At 68.3% G+C, this 20,918-nt stretch carries 22 protein-coding genes; 12 read left to right on the top strand and 10 right to left on the bottom strand.

The annotated features are described in order from the left end of the window. Positions 1-7: 7 nt before the first annotated feature. Positions 8-901, top strand: coding sequence for a LysR family transcriptional regulator (locus GGR64_RS07240; protein ID WP_184644846.1), 894 nt, complete (start codon positions 8-10; stop codon positions 899-901). 21 nt (positions 902-922) lie between these two features. Here GGR64_RS07240 and GGR64_RS07235 read toward each other — a convergent pair whose 3' ends face one another. Then, complete coding sequence (locus GGR64_RS07235; RefSeq protein ID WP_184644844.1) at positions 923-1,759, bottom strand: SAM-dependent methyltransferase; 837 nt, start codon at positions 1,757-1,759, stop codon at positions 923-925. A gap of 130 nt (positions 1,760-1,889) precedes the next feature. After that, complete coding sequence (locus tag GGR64_RS07230; protein WP_184644842.1) at positions 1,890-2,783, bottom strand: nuclease-related domain-containing protein; 894 nt, start codon at positions 2,781-2,783, stop codon at positions 1,890-1,892. Between the two features lie 177 nt (positions 2,784-2,960). On the opposite strand from GGR64_RS07230, the gene GGR64_RS07225 reads away from it, so the two are divergent. From GGR64_RS07225 to GGR64_RS07210, 4 genes are all read left to right on the top strand, one after another. Then, positions 2,961-3,836 carry a DMT family transporter gene (locus tag GGR64_RS07225; protein WP_184449495.1) on the top strand — a complete coding sequence of 292 codons (876 nt, stop codon included), beginning with the start codon at positions 2,961-2,963 and terminating at the stop codon, positions 3,834-3,836. A 183-nt stretch (positions 3,837-4,019) separates the two neighbouring features. Further along, positions 4,020-4,391, top strand: coding sequence for a hypothetical protein (locus GGR64_RS07220; RefSeq protein ID WP_160970362.1), 372 nt, complete (start codon positions 4,020-4,022; stop codon positions 4,389-4,391). Positions 4,392-4,529: 138 nt separating this feature from the next. Further along, the gene (cycA, locus tag GGR64_RS07215) at positions 4,530-5,900 is read left to right on the top strand and encodes a D-serine/D-alanine/glycine transporter (protein WP_160970360.1); all 1,371 of its coding nucleotides are present in this window, start codon (positions 4,530-4,532) and stop codon (positions 5,898-5,900) included. A 270-nt stretch (positions 5,901-6,170) separates the two neighbouring features. Then, the gene (locus GGR64_RS07210) at positions 6,171-7,091 is read left to right on the top strand and encodes a CorA family divalent cation transporter (RefSeq protein WP_184644840.1); all 921 of its coding nucleotides are present in this window, start codon (positions 6,171-6,173) and stop codon (positions 7,089-7,091) included. A 13-nt stretch (positions 7,092-7,104) separates the two neighbouring features. On the opposite strand, the gene GGR64_RS07205 is transcribed toward GGR64_RS07210, so the two are convergent. Continuing rightward, on the bottom strand, positions 7,105-8,283 hold the full coding sequence (locus tag GGR64_RS07205; RefSeq protein WP_184644839.1) for a nucleotidyltransferase family protein: 1,179 nt from the start codon (positions 8,281-8,283) through the stop codon (positions 7,105-7,107). A gap of 338 nt (positions 8,284-8,621) precedes the next feature. Between GGR64_RS07205 and GGR64_RS07200 the strand changes: the two genes are divergently transcribed. Genes GGR64_RS07200 through GGR64_RS07185 form a run of 4 tightly spaced genes read left to right on the top strand, consistent with a single transcriptional unit; the run spans position 8,622 to position 10,866 of the window. Beyond that, on the top strand, positions 8,622-9,152 hold the full coding sequence (locus GGR64_RS07200) for a tail fiber protein (protein ID WP_160970354.1): 531 nt from the start codon (positions 8,622-8,624) through the stop codon (positions 9,150-9,152). A gap of 26 nt (positions 9,153-9,178) precedes the next feature. Beyond that, entirely contained in the window at positions 9,179-9,730 is a 552-nt protein-coding gene (locus GGR64_RS07195; RefSeq protein WP_160970352.1) for a tail fiber protein, read from the top strand. Positions 9,731-9,754: 24 nt separating this feature from the next. After that, positions 9,755-10,339: a tail fiber protein gene (locus GGR64_RS07190; RefSeq protein ID WP_160970350.1), complete on the top strand. Its 585-nt coding sequence runs from the start codon at positions 9,755-9,757 to the stop codon at positions 10,337-10,339. Beyond that, on the top strand, positions 10,336-10,866 hold the full coding sequence (locus GGR64_RS07185) for a GNAT family N-acetyltransferase (protein WP_260302940.1): 531 nt from the start codon (positions 10,336-10,338) through the stop codon (positions 10,864-10,866). The genes GGR64_RS07190 and GGR64_RS07185 overlap by 4 nt, the downstream gene beginning before the upstream one ends. Here GGR64_RS07185 and GGR64_RS07180 read toward each other — a convergent pair. From GGR64_RS07180 to GGR64_RS07165, 4 genes are all read right to left on the bottom strand, one after another. After that, on the bottom strand, positions 10,849-11,706 hold the full coding sequence (locus GGR64_RS07180) for a sulfotransferase domain-containing protein (RefSeq protein WP_184644837.1): 858 nt from the start codon (positions 11,704-11,706) through the stop codon (positions 10,849-10,851). The two genes, GGR64_RS07185 and GGR64_RS07180, sit on opposite strands and share 18 nt — an antisense overlap. Continuing rightward, on the bottom strand, positions 11,703-12,509 hold the full coding sequence (locus GGR64_RS07175; protein WP_326520313.1) for a hypothetical protein: 807 nt from the start codon (positions 12,507-12,509) through the stop codon (positions 11,703-11,705). The genes GGR64_RS07180 and GGR64_RS07175 overlap by 4 nt, the downstream gene beginning before the upstream one ends. A 140-nt stretch (positions 12,510-12,649) precedes the next feature. After that, entirely contained in the window at positions 12,650-12,931 is a 282-nt protein-coding gene (locus tag GGR64_RS07170) for a PqqD family protein (protein WP_160970344.1), read from the bottom strand. Between the two features lie 74 nt (positions 12,932-13,005). Beyond that, complete coding sequence (locus tag GGR64_RS07165; RefSeq protein ID WP_160970342.1) at positions 13,006-13,749, bottom strand: class I SAM-dependent methyltransferase; 744 nt, start codon at positions 13,747-13,749, stop codon at positions 13,006-13,008. 471 nt (positions 13,750-14,220) lie between these two features. Here GGR64_RS07165 and GGR64_RS07155 point away from each other — a divergent pair, with 471 nt between their 5' ends. Further along, entirely contained in the window at positions 14,221-16,146 is a 1,926-nt protein-coding gene (locus tag GGR64_RS07155; RefSeq protein WP_184644833.1) for an asparagine synthetase B, read from the top strand. Positions 16,147-16,353: 207 nt separating this feature from the next. On the opposite strand, the gene GGR64_RS07150 is transcribed toward GGR64_RS07155, so the two are convergent. Then, positions 16,354-16,713 (bottom strand): hypothetical protein, encoded by a 360-nt coding sequence (locus GGR64_RS07150; protein ID WP_160970338.1) that lies wholly within the window; start codon positions 16,711-16,713, stop codon positions 16,354-16,356. Between the two features lie 302 nt (positions 16,714-17,015). Between GGR64_RS07150 and GGR64_RS07145 the strand changes: the two genes are divergently transcribed. After that, positions 17,016-17,915, top strand: a complete 900-nt coding sequence (locus GGR64_RS07145; RefSeq protein ID WP_160971043.1) for an AraC family transcriptional regulator — start codon at positions 17,016-17,018, stop codon at positions 17,913-17,915. Between the two features lie 230 nt (positions 17,916-18,145). Here the strand turns inward: GGR64_RS07145 and GGR64_RS07140 are convergent, their stop codons facing one another. Both GGR64_RS07140 and GGR64_RS07135 read right to left on the bottom strand, forming a co-directional pair. Beyond that, positions 18,146-18,619: a DUF4410 domain-containing protein gene (locus GGR64_RS07140; protein WP_160971045.1), complete on the bottom strand. Its 474-nt coding sequence runs from the start codon at positions 18,617-18,619 to the stop codon at positions 18,146-18,148. Between the two features lie 86 nt (positions 18,620-18,705). Beyond that, positions 18,706-19,491, bottom strand: coding sequence for a transporter substrate-binding domain-containing protein (locus GGR64_RS07135; protein ID WP_184644831.1), 786 nt, complete (start codon positions 19,489-19,491; stop codon positions 18,706-18,708). Positions 19,492-19,760: 269 nt separating this feature from the next. On the opposite strand from GGR64_RS07135, the gene GGR64_RS07130 reads away from it, so the two are divergent. Then, a complete protein-coding gene (locus GGR64_RS07130) occupies positions 19,761-20,753 on the top strand; it encodes a hypothetical protein (RefSeq protein ID WP_326520312.1) in 993 nt (330 codons plus the stop codon). Positions 20,754-20,918 lie beyond the last annotated feature (165 nt).

The raw sequence follows: 20,918 nt of genomic DNA, 5'->3' as shown, positions 1-20,918 counted from the left end.
TATTGTCATGGTTGATTTGCGCCGGCTGGATCTCAATCTGCTGCTGACCCTGGACACGTTGCTCGATACGCACAACGTGACCCGCGCGGCGGCGCGCCTGCATCTGTCGCAGCCATCGGTCAGCGTGCACCTGGCCAAGCTGCGCGAGGCACTGGGCGATCCGCTGCTGCTGCCGGGGCCGCGCGGCATGCGTCCCACTGCCCGCGCCGAAGCGCTGCGCGCGCCCTTGCGCGAGGCCTTGCAGGCACTGCAGCAGGCGGTGGCGCCGGAAGCGCCGTTCGATCCGGCGCTGGCGCAGACGCTGTGGCGGGTAGCGGCCAGCGACTACGGCGCCTCGACCGTGCTGTCGCCGGCGATCGCCGCCTTGCGCCGGGTGGCGCCGGGGACCCAATTGGCGGTGTTGCCATTGGCGCCGTCGTCGATTGCGCAACAGGCCGAACAGGGCCAGATCGATCTGGCCCTGCACACCGTCGCCGATGCGCCGCCCGGCCTGCGCCGCCGCACGCTATTCGCCGAGCGCTATGTGCTGGTCGGCCGCGCCGGCCACCCGCGATTGCGTCGACGGCCGAGCCTGGCGCAGTTCTGCACGCTCGAACACGTCATCGTCTCGCCCGATGGCGGCGGTTTCAGCGGCGTTACCGATGCGGCATTGCGCGCGCACGGCCTGCAGCGCCGCGTGGTGCTGTCGGTGCCGAACTTCCTGTTCGTCGTCACCGCGCTGCAGCGCAGCGACCTTGTCGCGATGCTGCCCGAGCGCTTGGTGCGCAACCAATCCGGCTTGCAGGCGTGCGCGCCGCCCCTCGAACTGCCCGGCTACGAAATGGCCATGCTCTGGCACGAGCGCGTGCATCGCGATCCGGCGCATCGCTGGTTGCGCGAGCACCTCCTCGCGTCGATCTGACACGGTGGACGCGCTGCCGCCTCAGCGGCGCGTGGCCAGTACCCCGTCCAGCGCCAGTTGCGCGGCGAAGCCGGCCTTCTCCAGGCGCTTGGCGACTTCGCGCGGCACATCGCGGCCGCTGGTGAGCTTGTTCGGCGTGCCGGTGTAGTGGAACAGCCGGCCGCCGCGGCGCAGCACCCGCGCGAGCTGGTCGTAGAAGGTTTGCGCGTAGAGTTCGCCGGCGATGCCGAAGCGCGGCGGGTCGTGCAGGATCGCGTCCATCGACGCGTCGGCGATGCCACCGATGGCGGCGCCGACATCGCCATGGGTCAGCTGCAGGCGGCCCTCGCTGGCGGCCGGATCTGGCGACCATGGATTGAGCGTGCGCAGCCACAGCACATCGGCGTTCTTCTCGAACGACTGCAGCCGCGCCACCCCGGCCTCCAGCGCGCAGGCGGCGAAATAGCCGAGGCCGCCGCAGGTGTCGAGCACCTGCTTGCCGCGCGGTTCCACCAGCGCCACCTTGCGCCGCGCGTCCTCGAACGGCGACAGCTGCGCGCTGGGCAACATCTTGATGCCGTCGATCTCGAAGGTCGGCGCGCCCCACTCGGTCGGCACCAGCTTGATCAGCGCGCCGCCGAAGCGCGACACCGCTGCGAACTCGTCGCCGTCCCAGTAGTAGAGGGTGCGATCCTTGAGCTTGCCAGGATAGGGGTAATCGCGCCCCTGCCACTGCCAGCTTTCGGTGCCAAGCAGTGCCTGGCCCTGGCTGCGCTCCAGGTCGAGCGAGCCGGACCAGGTGGCGGCGCCGGCATCGCGCGCGGCGAGCAGCGCGGCGGCGAGCGGACGGGTGAGCAGGGGGCCGGAGTAGCGGGTCACGTGGGATCTGCCGGCGCCACGGCGCGGCACGGGGCTCGGATGCGGGAGCGCATCGTAACCGATGCCTTTGTGCATCTGCACTGCTGGCGATGACTCGAAGCATCCCCACGCGCCCGTGGTCGCCGGTAAATCAGGATTCCGGGGTATAGCGCAGCGCCAGCGCCTGGGTGATGAGGGCAATCGTGGCCGGCTCCAACGGTGCCTCGTTGCGTAGCTCTGCCATGAAGCATGCCCCGCGGCCGGCTGGATTGAACGCGCGTACACCATCCTTAGGAATCATCGGCGCGTCGATCCACCAGCCAGGCAGTGCCAGGGCCGGTTTTACTGGAATGGGTTGGCCAAGCGCCTGCTGCAGGTGCCGACGCAGCCAGTCGGCTTGTTGTCTCGCCTGTTGGCTCGGTTGATCGGTACGGAAATTGGGAAATGCCAGCCAGACGCCGTCGTAAGTTACCTTGAACTGACTTTTGCCATCGGCGGCGCGCGGCTTGCGGAACGACTTGGTCTCCACCGCATAGACACCGGCCGGCCCAATGATCACGTGATCCAGATTGAAGCCGTCGGCAGGAACGTCGTGAAAGACAACGCAGCCTTGCGCCTGTAGCCGGTTGAGCTCCTGCGCGGTGTACAGCTCTGCACGCAGCCCTTGGAGCGCATCGCGACGCCGGTTGCCATGCACGACGATTCGGGAAGCAGCCCAAAGTGTCATTGCCACGAACGCCACAAGCAGCAGCACCTCCTTGAACCCGAATCGCAGGTGCTGCAGGTCGATCTGCAGCAATGCCCAGAATGCGAGCAGATAGGGGCCGATGAACACCAGGGAGGTGATGCCTTGGATGATCCGCTCGTCATGATCATCGATCCGTTTGCGTAGTTGCTCGCCTGCTCCATGGATGCGTTTGTTGGCGATTGGCGAACGCCGTCCATCACGGGCCTGCCACTTGCGGTAAAGCATCAGGAAACACAATGTGGCCAACAACGGAGCGGCGGCGACGGTAAGGACGATTAGAATCTTGAGAAACGGCATGACATCCATGTGGGGTATGGCGTTGGGCAGAGGAGCAGGGATGCTAGTGGCGCGGTAGCGGCTGCGGGTGGACAAATGCCCGCCGCTCCTTTCAGCCGCCACACCCCGGGCAAAAGAGAGATACTGACCATCCCCCCACGTACGCCGTCGCAGCGCCGCTGCCGGCCAGGATCGTCCATGCTCAAGGGTGTGCTGCTCGGTTTCGCCTGTTATGCCGCCTATTCGATCAGCGATGCCTTCGTGAAGGGGTTGGAGGGCTCGCTGCCGGCCTACGAGGTGGTGTTCTTCGGCGCGCTGCTGATGCTGTCCGCGCTGCCGTTCCTGAAGAAGCCGGGCGATCGCTGGCGCGAGGTGGTGGTGGCGCAGCGGCCGAGCATCTGGCTGCTGCGCGCGTTCACCGGCGCGGCCGGCAATCTGTCCGCGGTCACCGCCTTCACCCTGCTGCCGATGGCCGAGGCGTTCGCGCTGATCTTCCTGATGCCGATCTTCGTCACCGTGCTGTCGGTGCTGCTGCTCAAGGAGGAGGTACGCTGGCGGCGCTGGCTGGCGGTGATCGTCGGCTTCATCGGCGTGCTGGTGGTGTTGCGGCCGGGCTTCCGACACTTGAGTCAGGGTCATGTCGCGGCGATCGTCTGCGGGCTGGTGGGGGCGGTGTCGGTGATCAGCTTGCGCATGGCCGGGCCCGGCGAGAAGCGCCTGACCCTGTACGGTGCCGGCGTGCTCGGCCCGCTGCTGATGGGCGGCCTGTTGATGCTGCCGACCTTCGTCTGGCCGACCTGGCAGCAGTGGATCCTGCTGGCCGGCTACGGCCTGCTCGCGGGGCTGGCCGCGATCTTCATGATGTACGCCTCGCGCGCGGCACCGATCAGCGCGGTGGCGCCGACCCAGTACAGCCAGATGCTGTGGGCCATCGGCTTCGGCTACTGGCTGTTCCACGACCACCTGGACTGGCCGATGGCGGTGGGGATCGCGCTGATCCTGGGCGCCGGCCTGTTCACCCTGGTGCGCGAGGAAAAGGTCACGCGCTGGTGGCGTCGCACCAAATTGGTGTGAGCGTCGCCGCCTGAGCCGATCTCGGTCGCCGCCCCGGCGCCGATCAGGAAATCGCCGATACGGCCGCGCGCGCAGCGCGGCGATCCTGCCCGTTCACGGACGAGGCAATGCAGGCGCGCGGCCGCGAGGGACCGCTGCGGTCGCCGCGCCATCGGACTTTCCTTATCAAGATCGGAGAACGGCATGACGAACAATGCGATGGGGCAGTTGCTCGACGCCGCGGCCCATGCGGGTGCGGCGAGTGCGGGCGCGACGGGCGTGCGGGTGGTGGCGGGCGTGGTCGGCGCGGATGGCGGGGTCCGCAACGGCGCGGGGTACACGGTGGCGCATGTCAGCACCGGGCATTACCTGGTGAGCTTCCAGCCGCCGTTCCAGGCGCTGGACGGGGTCTCCGTCACCCAGATCTACCCGGGCGACGGCAACACCTGCGACAACGCGGTGATCATCCGCCTGGACGCGGGCCAGGTGCTGCTGAAGACCGGCGACGGCGGCGGCAACCAGTCCGACCGCGATTTCAGCTTCGTCGCGATCGGGCAGGGCGGCGCGCTGGCCTGAGTCCGGCGGCGTTCGGCGTCCCGGCGGCATGCGGCGTGGTCCGCGCCGCCGCGGGCGCCATCCGGCGCACGCGCGGCTGGCGCGCGCTGCCGCCATCTTCTATGTTTGCAGGCTAATCCCTCGCGATGGCCTGCGCCCATGACCGATCCGTCCGCCCAGCCCGACCACCTGCAGCGCAGCCTCTCCAACCGCCACCTGCAGCTGATCGCGATCGGCGGGGCGATCGGCACCGGCCTGTTCATGGGCTCGGGCAAGACCATCAGCCTGGCCGGGCCGTCGATCCTGTTCGTGTACCTGATCATCGGCGTGATGCTGTTCTTCGTGATGCGCGCGATGGGCGAGCTGCTGCTGTCGAACCTGGAGTACAAGTCGTTCATCGACTTCTCCACCGACCTGCTGGGGCCGTGGGCCGGCTTCTTCTGCGGCTGGACCTACTGGTTCTGCTGGATCATCACCGCCATCGCCGACGTGATCGCGATCGCTGCCTACGCGCAATTCTGGTTCCCGACACTGGCGCCATGGATCCCGGCGATGCTGTGCGTGCTGTTGCTGCTGGGACTGAACCTGGTGACGGTGAAGCTGTTCGGCGAAATGGAGTTCTGGTTCGCGCTGATCAAGATCGTGGCGATCTGCGCGCTGATCCTCACCGGCGCCGGCCTGGTCGCCTGGGGTTTCCAGTCGCCGTCCGGGCACGTGGCCTCGCTGGCCAACCTGTGGAACGACGGCGGCATGTTCCCGATGGGGCTGGGCGGCTTCTTCGCCGGGTTCCAGATCGCGGTGTTCGCCTTCGTCGGCATCGAGCTGGTCGGCACCACCGCCGCGGAGACCGCCGACCCGCGCCGCAACCTGCCCAAGGCGATCAACTCGATCCCGGTGCGCATCCTGGTGTTCTACGTGTTGGCGCTGGTGGCGATCATGGCGGTGACGCCGTGGCGCGAGGTGGTACCGGGCAAGAGCCCGTTCGTGGAGCTGTTCGTGCTGGCCGGCGTGCCGGCCGCGGCCAGCCTGATCAACTTCGTGGTGCTGACCTCGGCGACGTCCTCGGCCAACAGCGGCATCTTCTCCACCAGCCGCATGCTCTACGGCCTGGCCGAGGAGCGCCACGCGCCGCGCGGCTTCGCCCGTCTCTCGCGCGCGGCGGTGCCGGCGCGCGGGCTGCTGTTCTCCTGCGCCTGCCTGCTCGGCGGCACCGTGCTGATGTACCTGATCCCGAACCTGGTCACCGCCTTCACCCTGGTCACCACGCTGGCCGCGGTGCTGTTCATGTTCGTCTGGTCGCTGATCCTGTGCGCCTACATCGCTTACCGGCGCAAGCGCCCGCAGCTGCACGCGGCCTCGGCGTTCAAGATGCCCGGCGGCGTGCTCATGTGCTACGTGTGCCTGGCGTTCTTCGCCTTCGTGCTGGTGCTGCTGACCCTGCAGGCCGATACCCGCCAGGCGCTGTTCGCCAGCCCGGTGTGGTTCCTGCTGCTGGGCGTGGGCTACGCGTTGAAGCGCCGCAGCGCCTAGGGCGTGTCACCCATTCCCGAGTATGCCGCGTTGGGCCTGCCAGGCCCAACCCGAAGGGCCGCGTTTGCGCGCGCCCGTGGCCGCGTCATCGCTCGGGCGTGGACGCACGTCCACTTCCTCGCTCTTCCTTGCCACAGGCGCGCGCAATCGCGGCGCGGCATGCTCGGGGATGGATGACACGCCCTAGCCTGAACCGGTGTGCGCGGCGGGCGTTGACGCTCCGCGCGCGCTGACGGATGCTCGCGGCCTTTCCTGCGCGAGCCCGTCCCGATGATCACCATCCATCGCCTCGGCGGCACCTCCGACACGCCGGTGTGCTGGGTGGACCTGTGCCGACCGAGCGAGGCGGACCTGGCCGAGGTCGACAGTAAGGTCGGCTTCGCGGTGCCGACGCGTGCGGTCATTGGCGAGATCGAGTTCAGCAGCCGGGTGCGGGTGGAGGGCGAGGTGCTGTTCCTCAACGTGCCGCGCTTCCAGGACGACGATGGTCCGACCGCGCCGCTGGGCTTTGCGGTGTCGCCGCGGGTGCTGGTGACCCAGCGCGAGCAGCCGATGGCCTCGTTGGATGCGGTGGCCGCGCAGTTGCAGCACAACCCCTGCCGCAGCAGCGACGACCTGCTGCTGCGCCTGCTCGACGAACTGGTCGGGCGCCTGGCCGACCGCCTGGAAGCGTTGGAAGCGCAGATCACCGAGACCACGCGCGCAGCGTTCGCCAAGCCGCACGCGCGGCACAAGTCGCGGCACCTGGAGCGGATGCTGCACGACGTCGGCGACATGGGCCGGCGCCTGGGCGGCATGCACAACGCCGGTCACGGCCTGCTGCGCCTGGCCACCTACCTGGACGACGCCGCGCCGGACTGGTTCGGCGAGGACGCGGCCAAGCGCATCGGCCTGTTGCACAAGGATCTGGCCACCCTCATCGAATTCGAGCAGCACCTGGACGACCGGATCGAGTTCCTGCTCGACAGCGTGCTGGGCATGATCAACGTCGACCAGAACAACGTGATGAAGGTGATGGCGGTGGCCTCGGTGGTGGGCATCCCGCCGACGGTGCTGGTCGGCATCTGGGGCATGAACTTCGCGCACATGCCCGAGCTGAAATGGCACGACGCCTACTACTGGGCCCTGGGCGTGATCGCGCTGAGCATGCTGGTGCCGCTGGCGTGGTTCCGCCGGCGCGGCTGGGTCTGAGCGGCAGCGGCGGTCAGTCCGGGCTGCGCCGGATGCCGCGGCGTTTGCGCAGGTGCTGCCTGGCCAGGCGGAGCGCGCGCAGCCCCGGATAGGCCCATTGCAGCGGCCGCGGCAGATGCGTGGCCGCGCGGTCGTCCTCGGTCGGTGCAAGCAGGAACGGGATCAGCTGCAGGCGACCACGCCAGTTCGATTGCAGCGAGAGCAGGCGCAGGGTATAGCGCGCCATGCCGAGTCGGGCTGCCAAGTCGGCGCCGCGATCGGAGCCGAGCGCATCCAGGTGCGGCAGCAGCGTGTCGGCGGCGAAGCGCGCGCTGCGCAGCAACGACGTCTGTTCGCGCAAGACCGCAGGCACGCTGACGCCGAGCGTGGCCTCGGCCAACAAGACGCCCAGGGCCAGTTGCCGTTCCATGCCGAGGCTGCGTGCCAATGCCAGCGTGGCATGCCAGTCCAGCGACGGGCTGCGCAGCGCCTGGGCGAGGTCCACCAGCCAGAACGCGCGGTGCCAGTTGTGCTTGGTGCCGTGGAAGGCGGCATAGACCACCGCCAGCGGCGGTGCCAGTGTGGTCACCTGCATCCCGGCCACGCGGACGAGGGTGGTGTGGTAGTCCCACAGCGCTGCGGGTTGCAGCGGGAATTCGCGGGCCTGGTTGGCCAGACGCAGATGCAATTCCAGCACGAGTCCGCTGCCGGCATGCCGCAACGATAAGGCGTGATTGTCGCGCACGTAGCGGTCCAGCGCGCGCGCCGCATCGGCGTCCACCACATAGCCCAGGCGCTGCAACAGCGGCAGCGCGCGATCGCGGTCGGCGGCATCGATCAACAGGTCGATGTCGCAGGCTTCGCGATGCTGTGGCATGCCGAACAGGGCGGCATAGCCCTGTCCCTTGAGCAGGCAGTGGCGCAGGCCGGCGTCGTCCAGGCAACGGACGATCTGCTGCAGCGCCGCGGTCTGTCGCAGCGTGTGCACGAGCATGCGGCGTTGCCGTTGGCGCAGCGCATCGCACAGCGGTGCCGGCATGGTTGCCGCCAGCGTGTCGGCAGGCGGTAGTGCCAACGCCAGACGATGTTGCGCGAGCACGCGCGCGAAGGCATGCGGATCGACGTCGCCTGCAAGCGATGGATCGGCTCGCGCCCGCCACAGTCCTAGCGCATAGGCGAAGGCGGGCGACCATCCGGGTGTCGTCGCAATCAAGAATGGAACCCGGATTCATCGCGCGCTTCAGTGGCAGGCGTCTCCCAAACTGAGGCCGATTTTGTCGATTCGGATGACTTGTATTCGAATGTAGACAAAATTTCTTGACCAGCGCGCACTGCATTCCCTCGAAAAAGTGCTAAGTGATTCAGTGCGCACATGATTCTTGTCCGTCTCTGTCATTCCCGTGCGATGCGGATCGGCATCGGACTGATGTATCGCCCACTCGTACGCTGTGTAGCATAGCCCTCGACGCATGACGCGGCGCCCGGGGCGGTGCAATTTCGTGCGCGATCGCAGCCATGGCTCTCGCTGATCCGCTCTCAAGGAGACGACGTATGACCGATGCGTTCATAGGCGAAATTCGCCTGTTTACGATGGACTGGGTTCCCAGGGGATGGCTGCCATGCGATGGGCGCTCGCTGCCTATTCAAGGCAATCAGGCACTCGCGGCGCTGCTCGGCAATCAGTTCGGCGGCGACGGCAAGACCACGTTCAATCTGCCCGATCTGCGCGGTCGGGTGCCGGTGGGGCAGGGCGCCAACCCCCTCACCTCGCCGCCGGTGATGTACTCCGTGGGCAACTACGGCGGTCTCGAAGGCGTGGCGCTCTCCGCCGCGCAGATTCCGCCGCATATTCATACCGTCAATGCGGTTGCCGCGGTGGGAACGACTGCAGGGGCAAGTAACGCCTATATCGCCGAACCCGCCGATCCGCAGTACCTGTATGCGCCAACGGGGACGCTGGTCGCGTTGGCTCCCGATGCGGTCAGCGAGGAGGGCGCGGGCGCTGCGCACAACAACGTGCAACCGTCGCTGGTGCTGAACTTCTGCATCTGCACGGTCGGTCTGTTTCCGTCCCGCCCCTGACGCCCGCCACGAAGGAAACGACATCTATGGACGCCTACATTGGTCAAATCATCTTGTTCGCCAGCTATTTCGAGCCGAAAAACTGGGCGTTCTGCGATGGCCGCCAGTTGTTGATCAAGGATTACGTCGCGTTGTACTCGCTTATCGGCACCGTCTACGGTGGCGACGGCAGGACCACGTTCAATCTGCCGGACCTGCGCAGCCGGGTGCCGATCGGGCAAGGGCAGGGCGTGCCCCGTGCGCCGGCACCGCAACTGACCGCACGCGTGCTCGGGCAGCAACTGGGTGTGGAAACCATGACCTTGCAATTGACGGAAATGCCGGTGCATCGGCATACCCTGCAGGCGACTACCGCGGCTGCCACGACCGTGGTGCCGACCGGCAATCTGTTCGCGGTGCCGCCGACCCCGAACGTGGAATATTTCACGCCACCCAGCGGCTCTACACCGGTGGTGCCCACCTTGGCTGCCAGCACGGTCGGATCTGCCGGCGCGAACCAGGCGCACGACAACCGTATGGCCACGCAGGCGTTGAACTACCTGATCTGCCTGAATGGTTTGTTTCCGGATCGGCCTTGATCGGCCATCGCATAGGAGCCTGACATGTCCAATAGCTTCATCGGCGAGGTGCGTGCGTTTCCCTATACCTTCGCACCGGAGGGTTGGCTCGATTGCATGGGCCAGTTGGTGAGCGTGCAGCAGTATCAGATGCTGTATTCGTTGCTCTCCAATTTCTATGGGGGCGATGGCCGTACGACGTTCGGCTTGCCGGACCTGCGTGGCCGTGCCGTGGTCGGTCGCGGTCAGGGGACGGGCCTGAGCAACTATGCGCTGGCGCAACTGGATGGCGCCGACTCCGTCGCGCTGGTGTCGGCGGCGCAGTTGCCGGCCCATACCCACACCATCACCAGCAAGTTCACGCCATTCGCATCGGCACAGACCGCATTCAGTGCGACGCCTGGCGCCACCGCCTACATATCGCGTCTGATCAATCCGACCGGCAGCACTACTACGTACAGGCAGTACACGGCGGCGGCCAGTGTCACTCCCGCAGCCATGTCTCCGAACAGTCTGACGCCGTTTCCCGCGAACCCCGTGCCAGCTCAGGCGCACGAGAATCGGCAGCCCTTCACCGCCATGCGCTACTGCATCTGCGCCACCGACGGCATCTATCCGGAACGGGATTGAGCACGCTGCGCTTCGACTGTCCCGCGCCGTTGCTGGTGCGGGGCATGCAGACACGACCGGAATGCGTGGCGGACCTGCCGGCGCTGCGCGCGCTGTATCGGGAGCAGCGCTGGGCCGAGTTCGCGATGTTGGAGTGGGACGATGTGGCGCGCGCCGCGTTCATCGACCAGCAGTTCGCGGCGCAGCAGCGTCACTACACCGTTAGCCAGGAGCAGGTGCTGTTCCTGGTGCTGCTCGAAGATGAGCGCGTCATCGGGCGGATGTATCTGGGGGGCGATGCGGCAGGCGCTGTGCGCTTGATGGATATCCTGCTGCGGCCGGATCGCCGTGGGCAGGGCTTGGGAACGGCGTTGATCGCTGCGCTGCTGGAGCAAGCGGCGGCCGATGGCCGCGACGTGTTGCTGCAGGTGGAAAAAAACAATCCTGCGGCTGGCCTGTATCGCCGGCTTGGCTTTCACGCGTATGCCGACACCGACATCGCCTGGCAGATGGTCTGGTCCCGCAGCGTGTCATGCTTTCCCGGATGAGCGTTCCGGAAGCGGTGCATCGTCCCGGTAGCCCAGCCAGGCCATGACCGGGCCATGGTCGGTGAGCACACGCGCCGCCTGTGCCGGGCTGAGCACCGTGCGCCACGCGCCCGCGCGGCCCTGGCGGAAGAAGTGCGTCTGTCCGTCCTGGCGTTCTGCGAATCCACGGCGTTGCTCTGTATCGCGCAGCGTCTCGAAACGGCACGACGCCACCGCACGCTCCACCAGTGCGGGATCCGTGGGCAGGCCGAGAAAGTCGGCCAAGCGCGTGGTTTCCCGCAGTGGATCGGTTAACAGGTCTTCATAGCGCAGCAGCAGACGTGGGCCGGGCGCCTGCTGCCAGGACGCCACGTGCTCGGACCATGAGCCGAAACGTTGCCGAGCCTGTGAACGGTATGCGGACAGCGTGCCGCAGACGGTGGCTCCGCTTTCGCCAAGTTGGCCGATGGCGGTGTCCAGATCCAGGCGGGCGTGGTCCGCCCAGGACGGGGCGACGTCGCGCGGATCACGCACGATGTAAACAGTCCCGACTGTCGCCGTGGCGGGAAACAGCGTGGCGTCGTAGCGGTCGTGAACCTTGAGCACGCTCAGGGTCTGCGCTGCGCATCGCCGGTAGGCGGCGGCGCGTAGCAGATGCAGTTCGGCCGGCGTCAGGTCGCCGATATCCACGTCGAGGTAGCGTGCCAGCCATACGCGCCATGCGGCGTTCGGCAGCGCCGTGGTGAGTTCGTCCAGGTCTACTGCGGCAGCGCCTCTCTGCAGACTGGCGATCAGGTAGCGAACCCAGGTATTGCCGGACTTGGGATACGAGGCGAGCCAGAAGATGCCGCGCCGGCTCATGTGCCGAAGTGCGCCTCGAGCAGGTCGGCCGTGGCGGCGAGTGCGTCGAAGCGGCGCGGGCGCTGCAGTCGCCAGACCGGTACCTGGCGGGCAATGGCGGCGGCCTGCGCAAACATGGCGGCGCGCAGGCCCAGGCGTTCGGCCGCCTGCGGGCGTGCCAGGTAGCCGTGCAGCGTCGCCAATCCGGCATGCGGCGACAGACGCTGCAGATGCGGCTCCGAAGCTGCATCGTGCAGGACTACGACCGCATCCAACGTCGCCGGTGCGGCATCGAAGCCGATGCTTGGACGCAGATCGAATTTGTCCATGCCTGGCCGCACCCGTGGCGTGCCGGTCATCGGCAACTGCAGCGACTCCAGCGTGTCGCGCCACAGTTTCAGCCGCGGAAATGCCGGCAGCATCGTGATGCCGTGGGCACCATCACTGCGGATGACGGTGAGGTCGTCGCTGAGCAGGCCATGGCCGCGTTGCAGCAGTGCCGCCGCCAGCGTGGATTTCCCTGCGCCGCTATGGCCGGCGAAGGCCACGGTCCGTGAGCCGATGCGCAGACAGGCGGCATGCAGCGGGAACAGGCCGCGCTGCAGGCACAGATAGCCCAGCGCCGAGCCGAGCAGAAACAGCCGCCAACTCTCGTCCTGCGAGTCCAGCCTTTGCACGCGCATCGAGCGGCCGCTCTGGACGAGGATACGCACCACCTGCGGCACCTGCAGCAGCATCGCGCCATCGCGGTCGACGCTCAACCAAGAGTCGGCAGGTTCGCCGGTGTCCAACCATTCCGGAACCGGGGCTTCTTCGATCGTCACGTCCGCAGCGGTGCACTCGGCGCTGCCAGGCCAGGGGGCAAGTTCCGGCAATGCCAGCGTACTGCTCACCTGCAAATCGCATAACACGTACCGATAGTGCAGGGACATGGCGGGCGATGACCGATTGGCAAAGACGTGTGTCAGACGCGGATCTCCACCGCCCCGGCGTCGCGCAGCGTTTCCAGCAGCGTCGTCACGTCGGTCTCGATGGTGGTCCGGGGCGCTGCGTATTCGGCACTCAGGCGATCGCACAGCGTGGCGAAGGCGCAGGGCGGATCCAGATGCGACCACACGTCCTTGCCGACGCGGTCCAGCGACAGGTAGAGCCCGCGTTCGGTGCTCATGAGAACCAGTTCATCGCCCATCTCGGCGGCAAGGCAACCGGGCGTCCGCGCGATGATCGTGCTTGGTGCGATGTGCATCCTGGTGCCAGGTCGGTGTGGAATGCAGGAGCTTACCGAGGACGCCGTGCGCTGCAAAGCGCCGGTTCTGCCTGCTAATCGCAGGGGGCGATGCGGCGCCGGAACACGGCCTGTTCGTCGGCCTGCTCGGCCAGGCGCCGATTGTCCGGACCGAACAGCGGCGTATCCGCACGTGCTGGCGTCGGCACGCACAGCGCTGTGTCGAACCAGCGTGCCGCCTGCGTGTCGCGCAGGCGGAAATTGGCGTGGCGCAGCACCAGCAGTCCGCCAGGGCGCAGGCAACGTGCGAAGTCGAGCAACTGCGCCTCCACGTCCTCGAACCTGATGAGATGATCGCAGCGCTCGCCGCGATACGTCCCCAGATCGCCGCGACGCAGCACCGCCAGGCAGAAGATGGCGTCGTAAGCGCCGTCGGCCTCGCCGGTCGTATCGCCGGCCAGGCGGAACTGCAACCCGGGATCGGGCCGATCGCGCAGTTGGCGCAGGCAGGCGCGAACCGAATCGGGATGGATATCCACGCCTGTGATCGTGGCATTGGGGAAGTACGCGCGCAGGCTGAATACCTCCGCGCCGCTGGCGCAGCCGAAGGACAGCAGCCGCACGTGGCGATCGGCACCGAGCGTCTGTCGGACGAAACTGAACAGGGTGGGGTAACGATCCATCGAGGTGGTCGCGTAATCCTGGAACAGCGGCACCGGCGAGGTGAGTTGCAGCCAGGCATAGGTGCGGCCCTCGCGGCTGCGCATGGCGCGATACAACAGGCGCACGCCGCGACGGATCGGCAAGAGCCTGCGCCAGTGGAATCGGTGCAGGCTCATGCCGGCTGCCGCGACCGGCAGGAAAAGCGCACGCGGTTGAAGCGCGAGCCGGAAACCGGCAGCGCAGATGACGATGCGCGTCGCCTCTGGCGTAGACATGTGAGCGCCGCGGGCGGCATGTGGTGGTAACCTGAAAACACCCTGCGCAAGCTTAATCGGCGGGCGCGTCCGGGGGAATCGGAGCGGACGATGGATGGCAGGGGCGCGCGTCGTGCCCGCTGCGCCTGTACTGATGCGCTGGGGAAGCAGGCGTCAGGTCCCATAGCAAAAAGCAGATAAGGAGATTCCGCGATGTATGAGCACCAACCAACTGTTTCGTCTGTTGCTTCCGTCGAGGGCGGACGCAAAGCGTGGTCGGCACCCGTGGTGTCCTTCCTGTCGATCGACGAAACGGCGAACGGCACTGTAGCGGGCGATGATGGCGGCGGGACGAGTACCGGTTCTTGAGCCTGAACGCCTGCACGGGGCGGCATGAGTGATTTTGCCGGCGTCTGGCGGCTGGATGGCACGCCGGTTGCGCCTGGCGATATCCAGCGCATCGGCCAGGCGCTGGATGCACGCGGGATCGGCCCGGTCCGGGTCTGGCAGGACGGTGCCTTCGCGCTAGTGCATCGCCAGCATGTCTTCACCCCGCAGGATGCCGATGAGGCGATGCCATGCGTGGGGGCATCGGGCGCCGTGCTCGCGGCCGACGTGACATTGGCTGCGCGGCAGGAACTGGCAGCGGCGCTGGGGGATTTCGCCGATGCCGCCATGCCCGATGGCGCGCTGCTGCTGCAGGCCTTGCAGCGCTGGGATGTCGCGGCGCTGCCGCGCCTCCACGGGTCTTTTGCCTTGGCCTTGTATCGGCCGGACCTGCAGCGCCTGTTGCTAGCCCGCGACCCGGTGGGGATGCGCTCGTTGTTCGTGCATCGCGGGCCACGCCTGATCGCCTTCGCCACGCGCCTGCGAGCGCTGCTGGTGCTGCCGGAGGTACCGAAGGATCTGGACGATCGCGCCCTGGCCGACAGGCTCATCATGGCCCGTGCGCGTCCCGAGCGCACCATCTATCGCGCTGTCGACCGGGTACCGATGGCGCATGCGGCGGTGCTGACCGCCGAGGCGATGTACTGCCAGCGCTGGTGGTCGCCACCCGAGGCAGGTTCGCTGCGTTTGCGCGACGACGCCGAAGTTGAGGCTGCCGCGGCCGAGGTGCTGGATCGTGCGGTGAGCGACGCGCTGCGCGCGCACGGTCCGGTGGCGACCTGCCTGACCGGCGGACTGGACAGCGGCTCGGTGACGCTGTCGGCAGCGCGGCAACGGGCGCCGGCGCCGCTGCTTGCGCTCACGCGTGCCCCGCTGGCGGCGACCGCAGCCGCCAATGCCACCCACTATTACGACGAGGTACCGCGTGCGCGTTGCCTTGCCGCCAGCCACCCAGGGATCGACTGGCATCTGGTCGGCGATGATGGCGACGACTGGGGTGAACACGATCCCGCGTGTTGGTGGCGGGAAGGCGCGCAGCCGGTCCGCACGCCCTCCAACATGGCCTGGTTCTTTCCGCTGTACCGGTTTCTGCATGCGCGTGGCGGACGGGTGATGCTGGGCGGCGAACTTGGCAACGCGTTCTTCAGCTACGACGGCCGGTTGCGCCTGCCGCAACTGTTGCGTCAGAGGCAGTGGCGGGTGCTGGCGGCACAGCTGCGCGCACTTGCTGTCAGCGACGGCCTGAGTCGGCGCAAGACCGTGCAGCGCTACCTGTTGCGTCCCTTTGCGCCGGTTGCGCTACTGCGTCTCTGGCATGGCCTGCCGGCTGCGTTCTGGGAAGCGGAGGCGGCGCTGCAGCCAGCGCTGGCGCATACGGTAGGAATGCGCCAGTCGCTGGATCGGGACCGATACCGGTTGCGTCTGGGAGGCGGGCATCATTCCCTGCGGACCCTGCGCGAGTGGATGCTGGGCGATGCAGGCCCAATGGACGTCATGAACACGCTGCGTGCGGTCTCCGGGGTCGACATGCGCTTTCCACTCGGCGACCGGCGCGTGATCGAATTCTTCGGGAGCCTGCCGCTGGACCAGTTCTTGCGCGACGGGGTCACTCGCGCGTTGCCGCGCCGCCTGCTGGCCGCACGCGGCGCACCGCCGGAGATCCATGCCAACCGCATGGTCGGTGTACAACAGGGCGACTGGTTCGCGCGCTTGAGTGCGCAGCGCGGCGCGCTGCAGGCACAACTGGCCGATGCTCGTCGCTCCCCGCTGGCCAATCGCGTCGTGGATCTGCCGCGGCTACAGGCATTGCTTGAGCGCTGGCCGCAGGATGCCGCGGCCGCCGAGTCGCGGCGTGGCGAGTATCTGCAGGTGTTGGCGTCGGGTCTGCAGATGGCCGGCTTTCTGGCCTGGCACGAGCGCGGCGGCGCCTGACGCGCAGACACTGCAGGCCCCTTCAACAGCGCTCCAGCCGTGAGCGCGACATGGCATGACGCGGGGCATGCCATGCGCGTTGCATCCGCCACTGAGCGAACGCATGCGCCATACCGAATTTCGGTGCACATGCGAGCGCAGGCGATCACCGGTCTGGTTCCGCCGCCGCGGCTGGATCTGAGGATCGGCTAGGCGCCGCGACACCGATCACGCCGCAAGGCTGTCGGCCTCCGCTGCGGCATCCGTCGCCTCGTGCTCCTCGCCGCTGACGTGCTGCACCGCGGCGATGTCCCATGACACCGTGTCCGGATCGATCAGGGCGTGGATCGCGGCGCCCTGCAGTTCGCGCATCAGCCGCCGCGCCGACGCGGTGCCGTGCGCCACGCTGTCCCACAGCACCATGTCGACCACGCTGCCGTCGCGGCGGCGGGCGATGCGCCGCGAGCGGAAGCCGGGCTGGCGCTGCAGCCAGGCATCGACTTCGGCATTGGCGCGCAGGAAGGTGCGCCAGGTGCAGTCGTGCAGGCGGAAGGTGGCGATTTCCAGGGCTTCGGTATGGGGATGCATCGGTCTCTCCTGCGGTCTGCGTCGCCCGCATGGCGCGCTGGCGGCGACGCGGCAGCGCGACGAGGGGCATGGGGGAAGGGACAGGGCCGAACGGCCGGAACAGGCGGGCGGGGGCGGGCGTTCCGGGACGGCGCCGGGACGGGAACCGGCCGACACAGGATGCTGGCCCACGCCGAGGACGCGTTAGCGCGATCCAACGGAATTCTTGTACGATCCTGCAAGCCGCGTCGCGCCGTGGTCCGTGCCGGCGCAGCATCGTGCAAGCTTCCCTTCCTTCTCCGCACGCTACGGCGCCCTTGCCGATGACCGCGCTTGCTCACCGCTATCAGGAAATGGCCGCCCTGGTTGCCCGATTGGCCACGCCCGATGGCGACCACGACACCGCCATCGAGGGCTTCTTCTGTTCCTACCGCTCCGCGCCATCGCCGAAGACGCATACCGCGCAATGGCCCGTCTTCGCGCTGGTGCTGCAGGGCGAGAAGTGCCTGACCCTGGGCAGCGAGGAGTACCGCTACGGGGTCGGCACCTTTCTGCTGGTGACGCTGGATCTGCCGGTGGTCTCGCGCATCACCCAGGCCAGCCCGGAACACCCGTTGCTGGGCGTGGGCATGTCGATCCGGCCGGACCGGCTGCGCGAACTGCTCGAGCGCATTCCCTTACCGCCGCAGGTCGGCGCCGAGCGCCCGCGTGGGGTGTCGGTCAACACCGCCTGCCCGGACCTGCTGGACGCGACGCTGCGCATGCTGCGGCTGCTGGAACGCCCGGCCGATATCGCCGCGATGGCGCCGCTGATCGAGCAGGAGATCCTGTATCGCCTGCTGGTCGGGCCGTGCGGGCCGAACCTGCTGCGCATCGCCCAGGAGGACAGCCCCAGCAACCGCATCGCCAAGGCCATCGCCTGGCTGCGCCAGCACTACGCCGAACCGCTGCGGATCGAAGACCTGGCGCGCCAGGTCAACATGAGCGTGTCCTCGCTGCATCACCATTTCAGTGCGGTCGCGGCAATGACGCCGCTGCAGTACCAGAAGCAATTGCGCCTGCGCGAGGCGCGGCGGCTGATGGTGGTCGAGCGCATGGACGTGGGCGCGGCCGGCTACCGCGTCGGCTATCAAAGCCCGTCGCAGTTCAGTCGCGAATACAGCCGGCTGTACGGGCGTTCGCCGCGCAGCGACCTGGCCGAACAACTGGGTCTGGCCGGCTGAGCGACGCTGGCATGCGCGGTGGGCGCCGCGACGTTGCATTGCGCGCTACGTGTGGCAGCGCTCGACTGCGCGACCGGATGCGAACGCGCGTGCGGCCAGGCAGACAGCCGCGCGGAACGCGTTGGCCAATCCCGAATCCCCACTCCCCAGCCTCCGCCCCGCCCACCGACAGGTCGGTGACCGCGACGCGTCGAGGCAGGCTCATTCCGATCCTGCATCGACGCCGTGGCTTACTGCAGTTGCTTGAGCCGCTCGACGATCTCTTGGGCGTGGCGCTCGATCAGGCCTTCGGAGGTGCCCCAGGCGGTGCTGTTGGTCGATTCCACGTCGAACTGCGCGGCGGTCTTGCCGTTGGTATCGGCGATGTCCACCCGGCTCTTGATCTTGTCGCGCCCGGCCATGATGCCGGCCCAGAAGCGCGCGCCGTTGCTGCGCATGTAGTAGTGGTCAATGACGATGGTCATCTTGCGCGCATTGGCCTGGCCCTGCGCGCCGTGCAGGTGTGCCGCGTCCAGTTGCGCGTCGAGCTGGCGACGGAACATGGCCAGGCTCTCGGCGTCGGTATCGTCGTTGCCGGTGAGCTGGTACCAGTAGGTTTCGGCAGTGGTCGCCTTGTAGCTCTGGTGCACCACGCTGTTGGTCGCGCAGCCGGCTGCCAGCAACATCACGCCCACCAGCGCGAGCGTTCTCCATTGCAGTTTCATGCTCTCTCCTTGTTGAGGTCCCCGATGCCGGGGCGAACGCCACCGGCTGCGGCAGCATAGCGGCTGCGCGCGTGCAGGCGGGAAGCCTACGGCGTCGCCTCAGGCTCGCCCAGCCACGCCGCCACGATCCGCGCATAGGCACCGCTGGCCTTGCTCAGGTGCAGCCACTGGTCGACGTAGGCCTTCCAGGCCATGTCGTCGCGCGGCAGCAGGAATGCCTTCTCGCTGTACTGCAGCGGCTGCTGCGGCGCCACCGCGCATAGGCCCGGCACCTGGCGCTGCTGGAAGCGCGCCTCGGAGGCGTCGGTGATCATGACGTCGGCGCGGCCCTCGCGCAGGTCGCGGAAGATGGCCGGGTTGTCGTCGGAGAGGATCAGCTGCGCATGCGGCAACTCGCGGCGGGCGAAGGCCTCGTTGGTGCCGCCGCGCGGTTCGATCACCCGCACCTCGGGGCGGTCGATCTGGGCGATGGCGCGGTAGCGCGCGCGATCGGCGCAGCGCACCAGCGGGATCTTGCCGTCGACCTCCAGCACCGCGCTGAACCAGGCTTGGCGCTGCCGCGGCAGCGACACCGAGATGCCGCCGACGGCGATGTCGCAGCGGTCGGCGAGCAGGTCCGGCAGCAGGGTCGGCCAGCGTGTCGGCACCCACTGGATCTTGACCTCCAGGCTCTCGGCCAGCGCTTGCGCCAGGGCGATGTCGATGCCTTCGTAGCTGCCGTCGGCCCGCAGGCGGCTATAGGGCGCGTAGTCGCCGGTGGTGCACACGCGCAGCGCGCCGCGCTGCAGGACGCTGTCCAGGTGCGAGGGCGCGGCGTGCGCCGGCAGCGCCAATGCGGCGCCGAGCAGGGTGGCGGCCAGGCGTCGGATCATGCGGGTCTCCTGCGGCAGGGCGGGCGCCGGTGCCCGCTGGCTGTACGCCGGCTGTCGCAGCGCCGGCGCGCGCCACCTTAGCCGGTTTCCGCGCGCGCCGGCACAATCCCTGGCAGGACAAGGCCTTGCGCGCGCAGAGCGGCCGCAGGTGGCGCCGTATCGCCGCCCGCCGCGCGCGGCGGCACGCGCCGGCAACGGAACTCGCGGCACGCTGTACCGGTCCGTCCTCCACATTCGCTATCGCGCCTGCCCATGGATCCCCGATCGTCGTGACCGCCCTCCCTGCGCAAGACCGTTGGCAGCAGCTGTGGGCGGCACTGGCGACCGCAATGATCCTGGTGTTGCTGGGGCGCCTGCTGTGGGGCGCACCATCGGCGCCGCCACGCGTGGCGGCCGACGATGCGCTGCGGCTGGTGTTCCTGCCGCCGCAACCCGTGCAGCGCGCCGCGGTCCCGCCATCGGCCTCCGCGCCTGCGCCGTCGACGGCCGCGCGCACGCACGCCCCCGCACGGCAGCCGCCCGCCGCCGCCGCGCCGCCGTCCACGCCCACGCCCACGCAGGCTGCGCCCGCCGCGGCCGACACGCGGATGGCGGCGACGCTCTATACCGGCGATGGCCATCCGCGCCTGCCGGACGGGGTGGCGGTGGATCCGTTCGCGCAGGCGCAAGGCACGCCGCCGGGGACGCTCAATCCGCGCGACGTCGCCAAGTCCAAGCGCCTGCTCGAACGGCCCAACCCGATCGACTACCGGTCGACCCGCTTCGACAAGGACTGGGCCAGCGACGGCACCCTCGGCGACGTCGCCGTGCAGGGCATCGACCGGGCGATCAGGCAACTGCTGCCCAAGAACACGCATCAGTCGGCCGTGGCGCGGCCGCCGCCGGACGTGCGCTTCAATCCGGCGCTGCACGAACGCCCCAGCGATCTCGGCAGCGAGGCCACCGGCGATGCCTACAAGGCCGCGCCGATCGCCTTCGAAAAGGCGCCGGGGTTGGATGGGGAAGCCAGCCGGCGGATTCGCCAGGCCCTAGCCGATTTGCAGCAACGCCGCGGCGCTTGCCCGGCCGCGCAGCGCGCGCGCCTGCTGGCGCCGGTGCAGCAGCACCTGGATGCGCTGCTGCAGGTGGAGACCGCGATGGCCAAGGGCGCCGACCCGATCCGCGCGCAGCAACTGCTGCCGCGCGAGGCCGACAGCGCCTACGACCTGGCGCGGCGCGCGCTGTGGTATGCCGACCAGAAACTGGCGGCGTGCGCGCCGTAGGTAGCGTGCGATGGGCGCGGCTTCAGCTGCGAAGAGCGGAGGCGGCGGGGCGCTTCGACCATGGCAGCAGTCGGGACTGAAGTCCCTCCCACAGTGCACCCGGCCAGCGCGTCGCGCGTTCCTTGTGGAGCGGCTTCGGCCGCGATGCGCGAAGAAGGCGGGCGA

Origin of the sequence: Xanthomonas sp. 3307 (assembly GCF_014199735.1) — a bacterium.
Lineage (GTDB): Bacteria > Pseudomonadota > Gammaproteobacteria > Xanthomonadales > Xanthomonadaceae > Xanthomonas_A > Xanthomonas_A rydalmerensis.
The sequence above is the reverse complement of the archived record's forward strand: the minus strand, read 5'-3'. Positions and strand labels throughout refer to the sequence as shown.

What these genes read in the sequence shown, in the direction of transcription:
- GGR64_RS07180 (WP_184644837.1), bottom strand. Translation starts at nt 11,706, where the DNA reads ATGAGCCGGCGCGGCATCTTCTGGCTCGCCTCGTATCCCAAGTCCGGC.
- GGR64_RS07150 (WP_160970338.1), bottom strand. Translation starts at nt 16,713, where the DNA reads ATGCATCCCCATACCGAAGCCCTGGAAATCGCCACCTTCCGCCTGCAC.
- GGR64_RS07200 (WP_160970354.1), top strand. Translation starts at nt 8,622, where the DNA reads ATGACCGATGCGTTCATAGGCGAAATTCGCCTGTTTACGATGGACTGG.
- GGR64_RS07135 (WP_184644831.1), bottom strand. Translation starts at nt 19,491, where the DNA reads ATGATCCGACGCCTGGCCGCCACCCTGCTCGGCGCCGCATTGGCGCTG.
- GGR64_RS07165 (WP_160970342.1), bottom strand. Translation starts at nt 13,749, where the DNA reads ATGAGCCTGCACCGATTCCACTGGCGCAGGCTCTTGCCGATCCGTCGC.
- GGR64_RS07145 (WP_160971043.1), top strand. Translation starts at nt 17,016, where the DNA reads ATGACCGCGCTTGCTCACCGCTATCAGGAAATGGCCGCCCTGGTTGCC.
- GGR64_RS07140 (WP_160971045.1), bottom strand. Translation starts at nt 18,619, where the DNA reads ATGAAACTGCAATGGAGAACGCTCGCGCTGGTGGGCGTGATGTTGCTG.
- GGR64_RS07225 (WP_184449495.1), top strand. Translation starts at nt 2,961, where the DNA reads ATGCTCAAGGGTGTGCTGCTCGGTTTCGCCTGTTATGCCGCCTATTCG.
- GGR64_RS07230 (WP_184644842.1), bottom strand. Translation starts at nt 2,783, where the DNA reads ATGCCGTTTCTCAAGATTCTAATCGTCCTTACCGTCGCCGCCGCTCCG.
- GGR64_RS07190 (WP_160970350.1), top strand. Translation starts at nt 9,755, where the DNA reads ATGTCCAATAGCTTCATCGGCGAGGTGCGTGCGTTTCCCTATACCTTC.
- GGR64_RS07195 (WP_160970352.1), top strand. Translation starts at nt 9,179, where the DNA reads ATGGACGCCTACATTGGTCAAATCATCTTGTTCGCCAGCTATTTCGAG.
- cycA (WP_160970360.1), top strand. Translation starts at nt 4,530, where the DNA reads ATGACCGATCCGTCCGCCCAGCCCGACCACCTGCAGCGCAGCCTCTCC.
- GGR64_RS07155 (WP_184644833.1), top strand. Translation starts at nt 14,221, where the DNA reads ATGAGTGATTTTGCCGGCGTCTGGCGGCTGGATGGCACGCCGGTTGCG.
- GGR64_RS07240 (WP_184644846.1), top strand. Translation starts at nt 8, where the DNA reads ATGGTTGATTTGCGCCGGCTGGATCTCAATCTGCTGCTGACCCTGGAC.
- GGR64_RS07170 (WP_160970344.1), bottom strand. Translation starts at nt 12,931, where the DNA reads ATGCACATCGCACCAAGCACGATCATCGCGCGGACGCCCGGTTGCCTT.
- GGR64_RS07210 (WP_184644840.1), top strand. Translation starts at nt 6,171, where the DNA reads ATGATCACCATCCATCGCCTCGGCGGCACCTCCGACACGCCGGTGTGC.
- GGR64_RS07220 (WP_160970362.1), top strand. Translation starts at nt 4,020, where the DNA reads ATGACGAACAATGCGATGGGGCAGTTGCTCGACGCCGCGGCCCATGCG.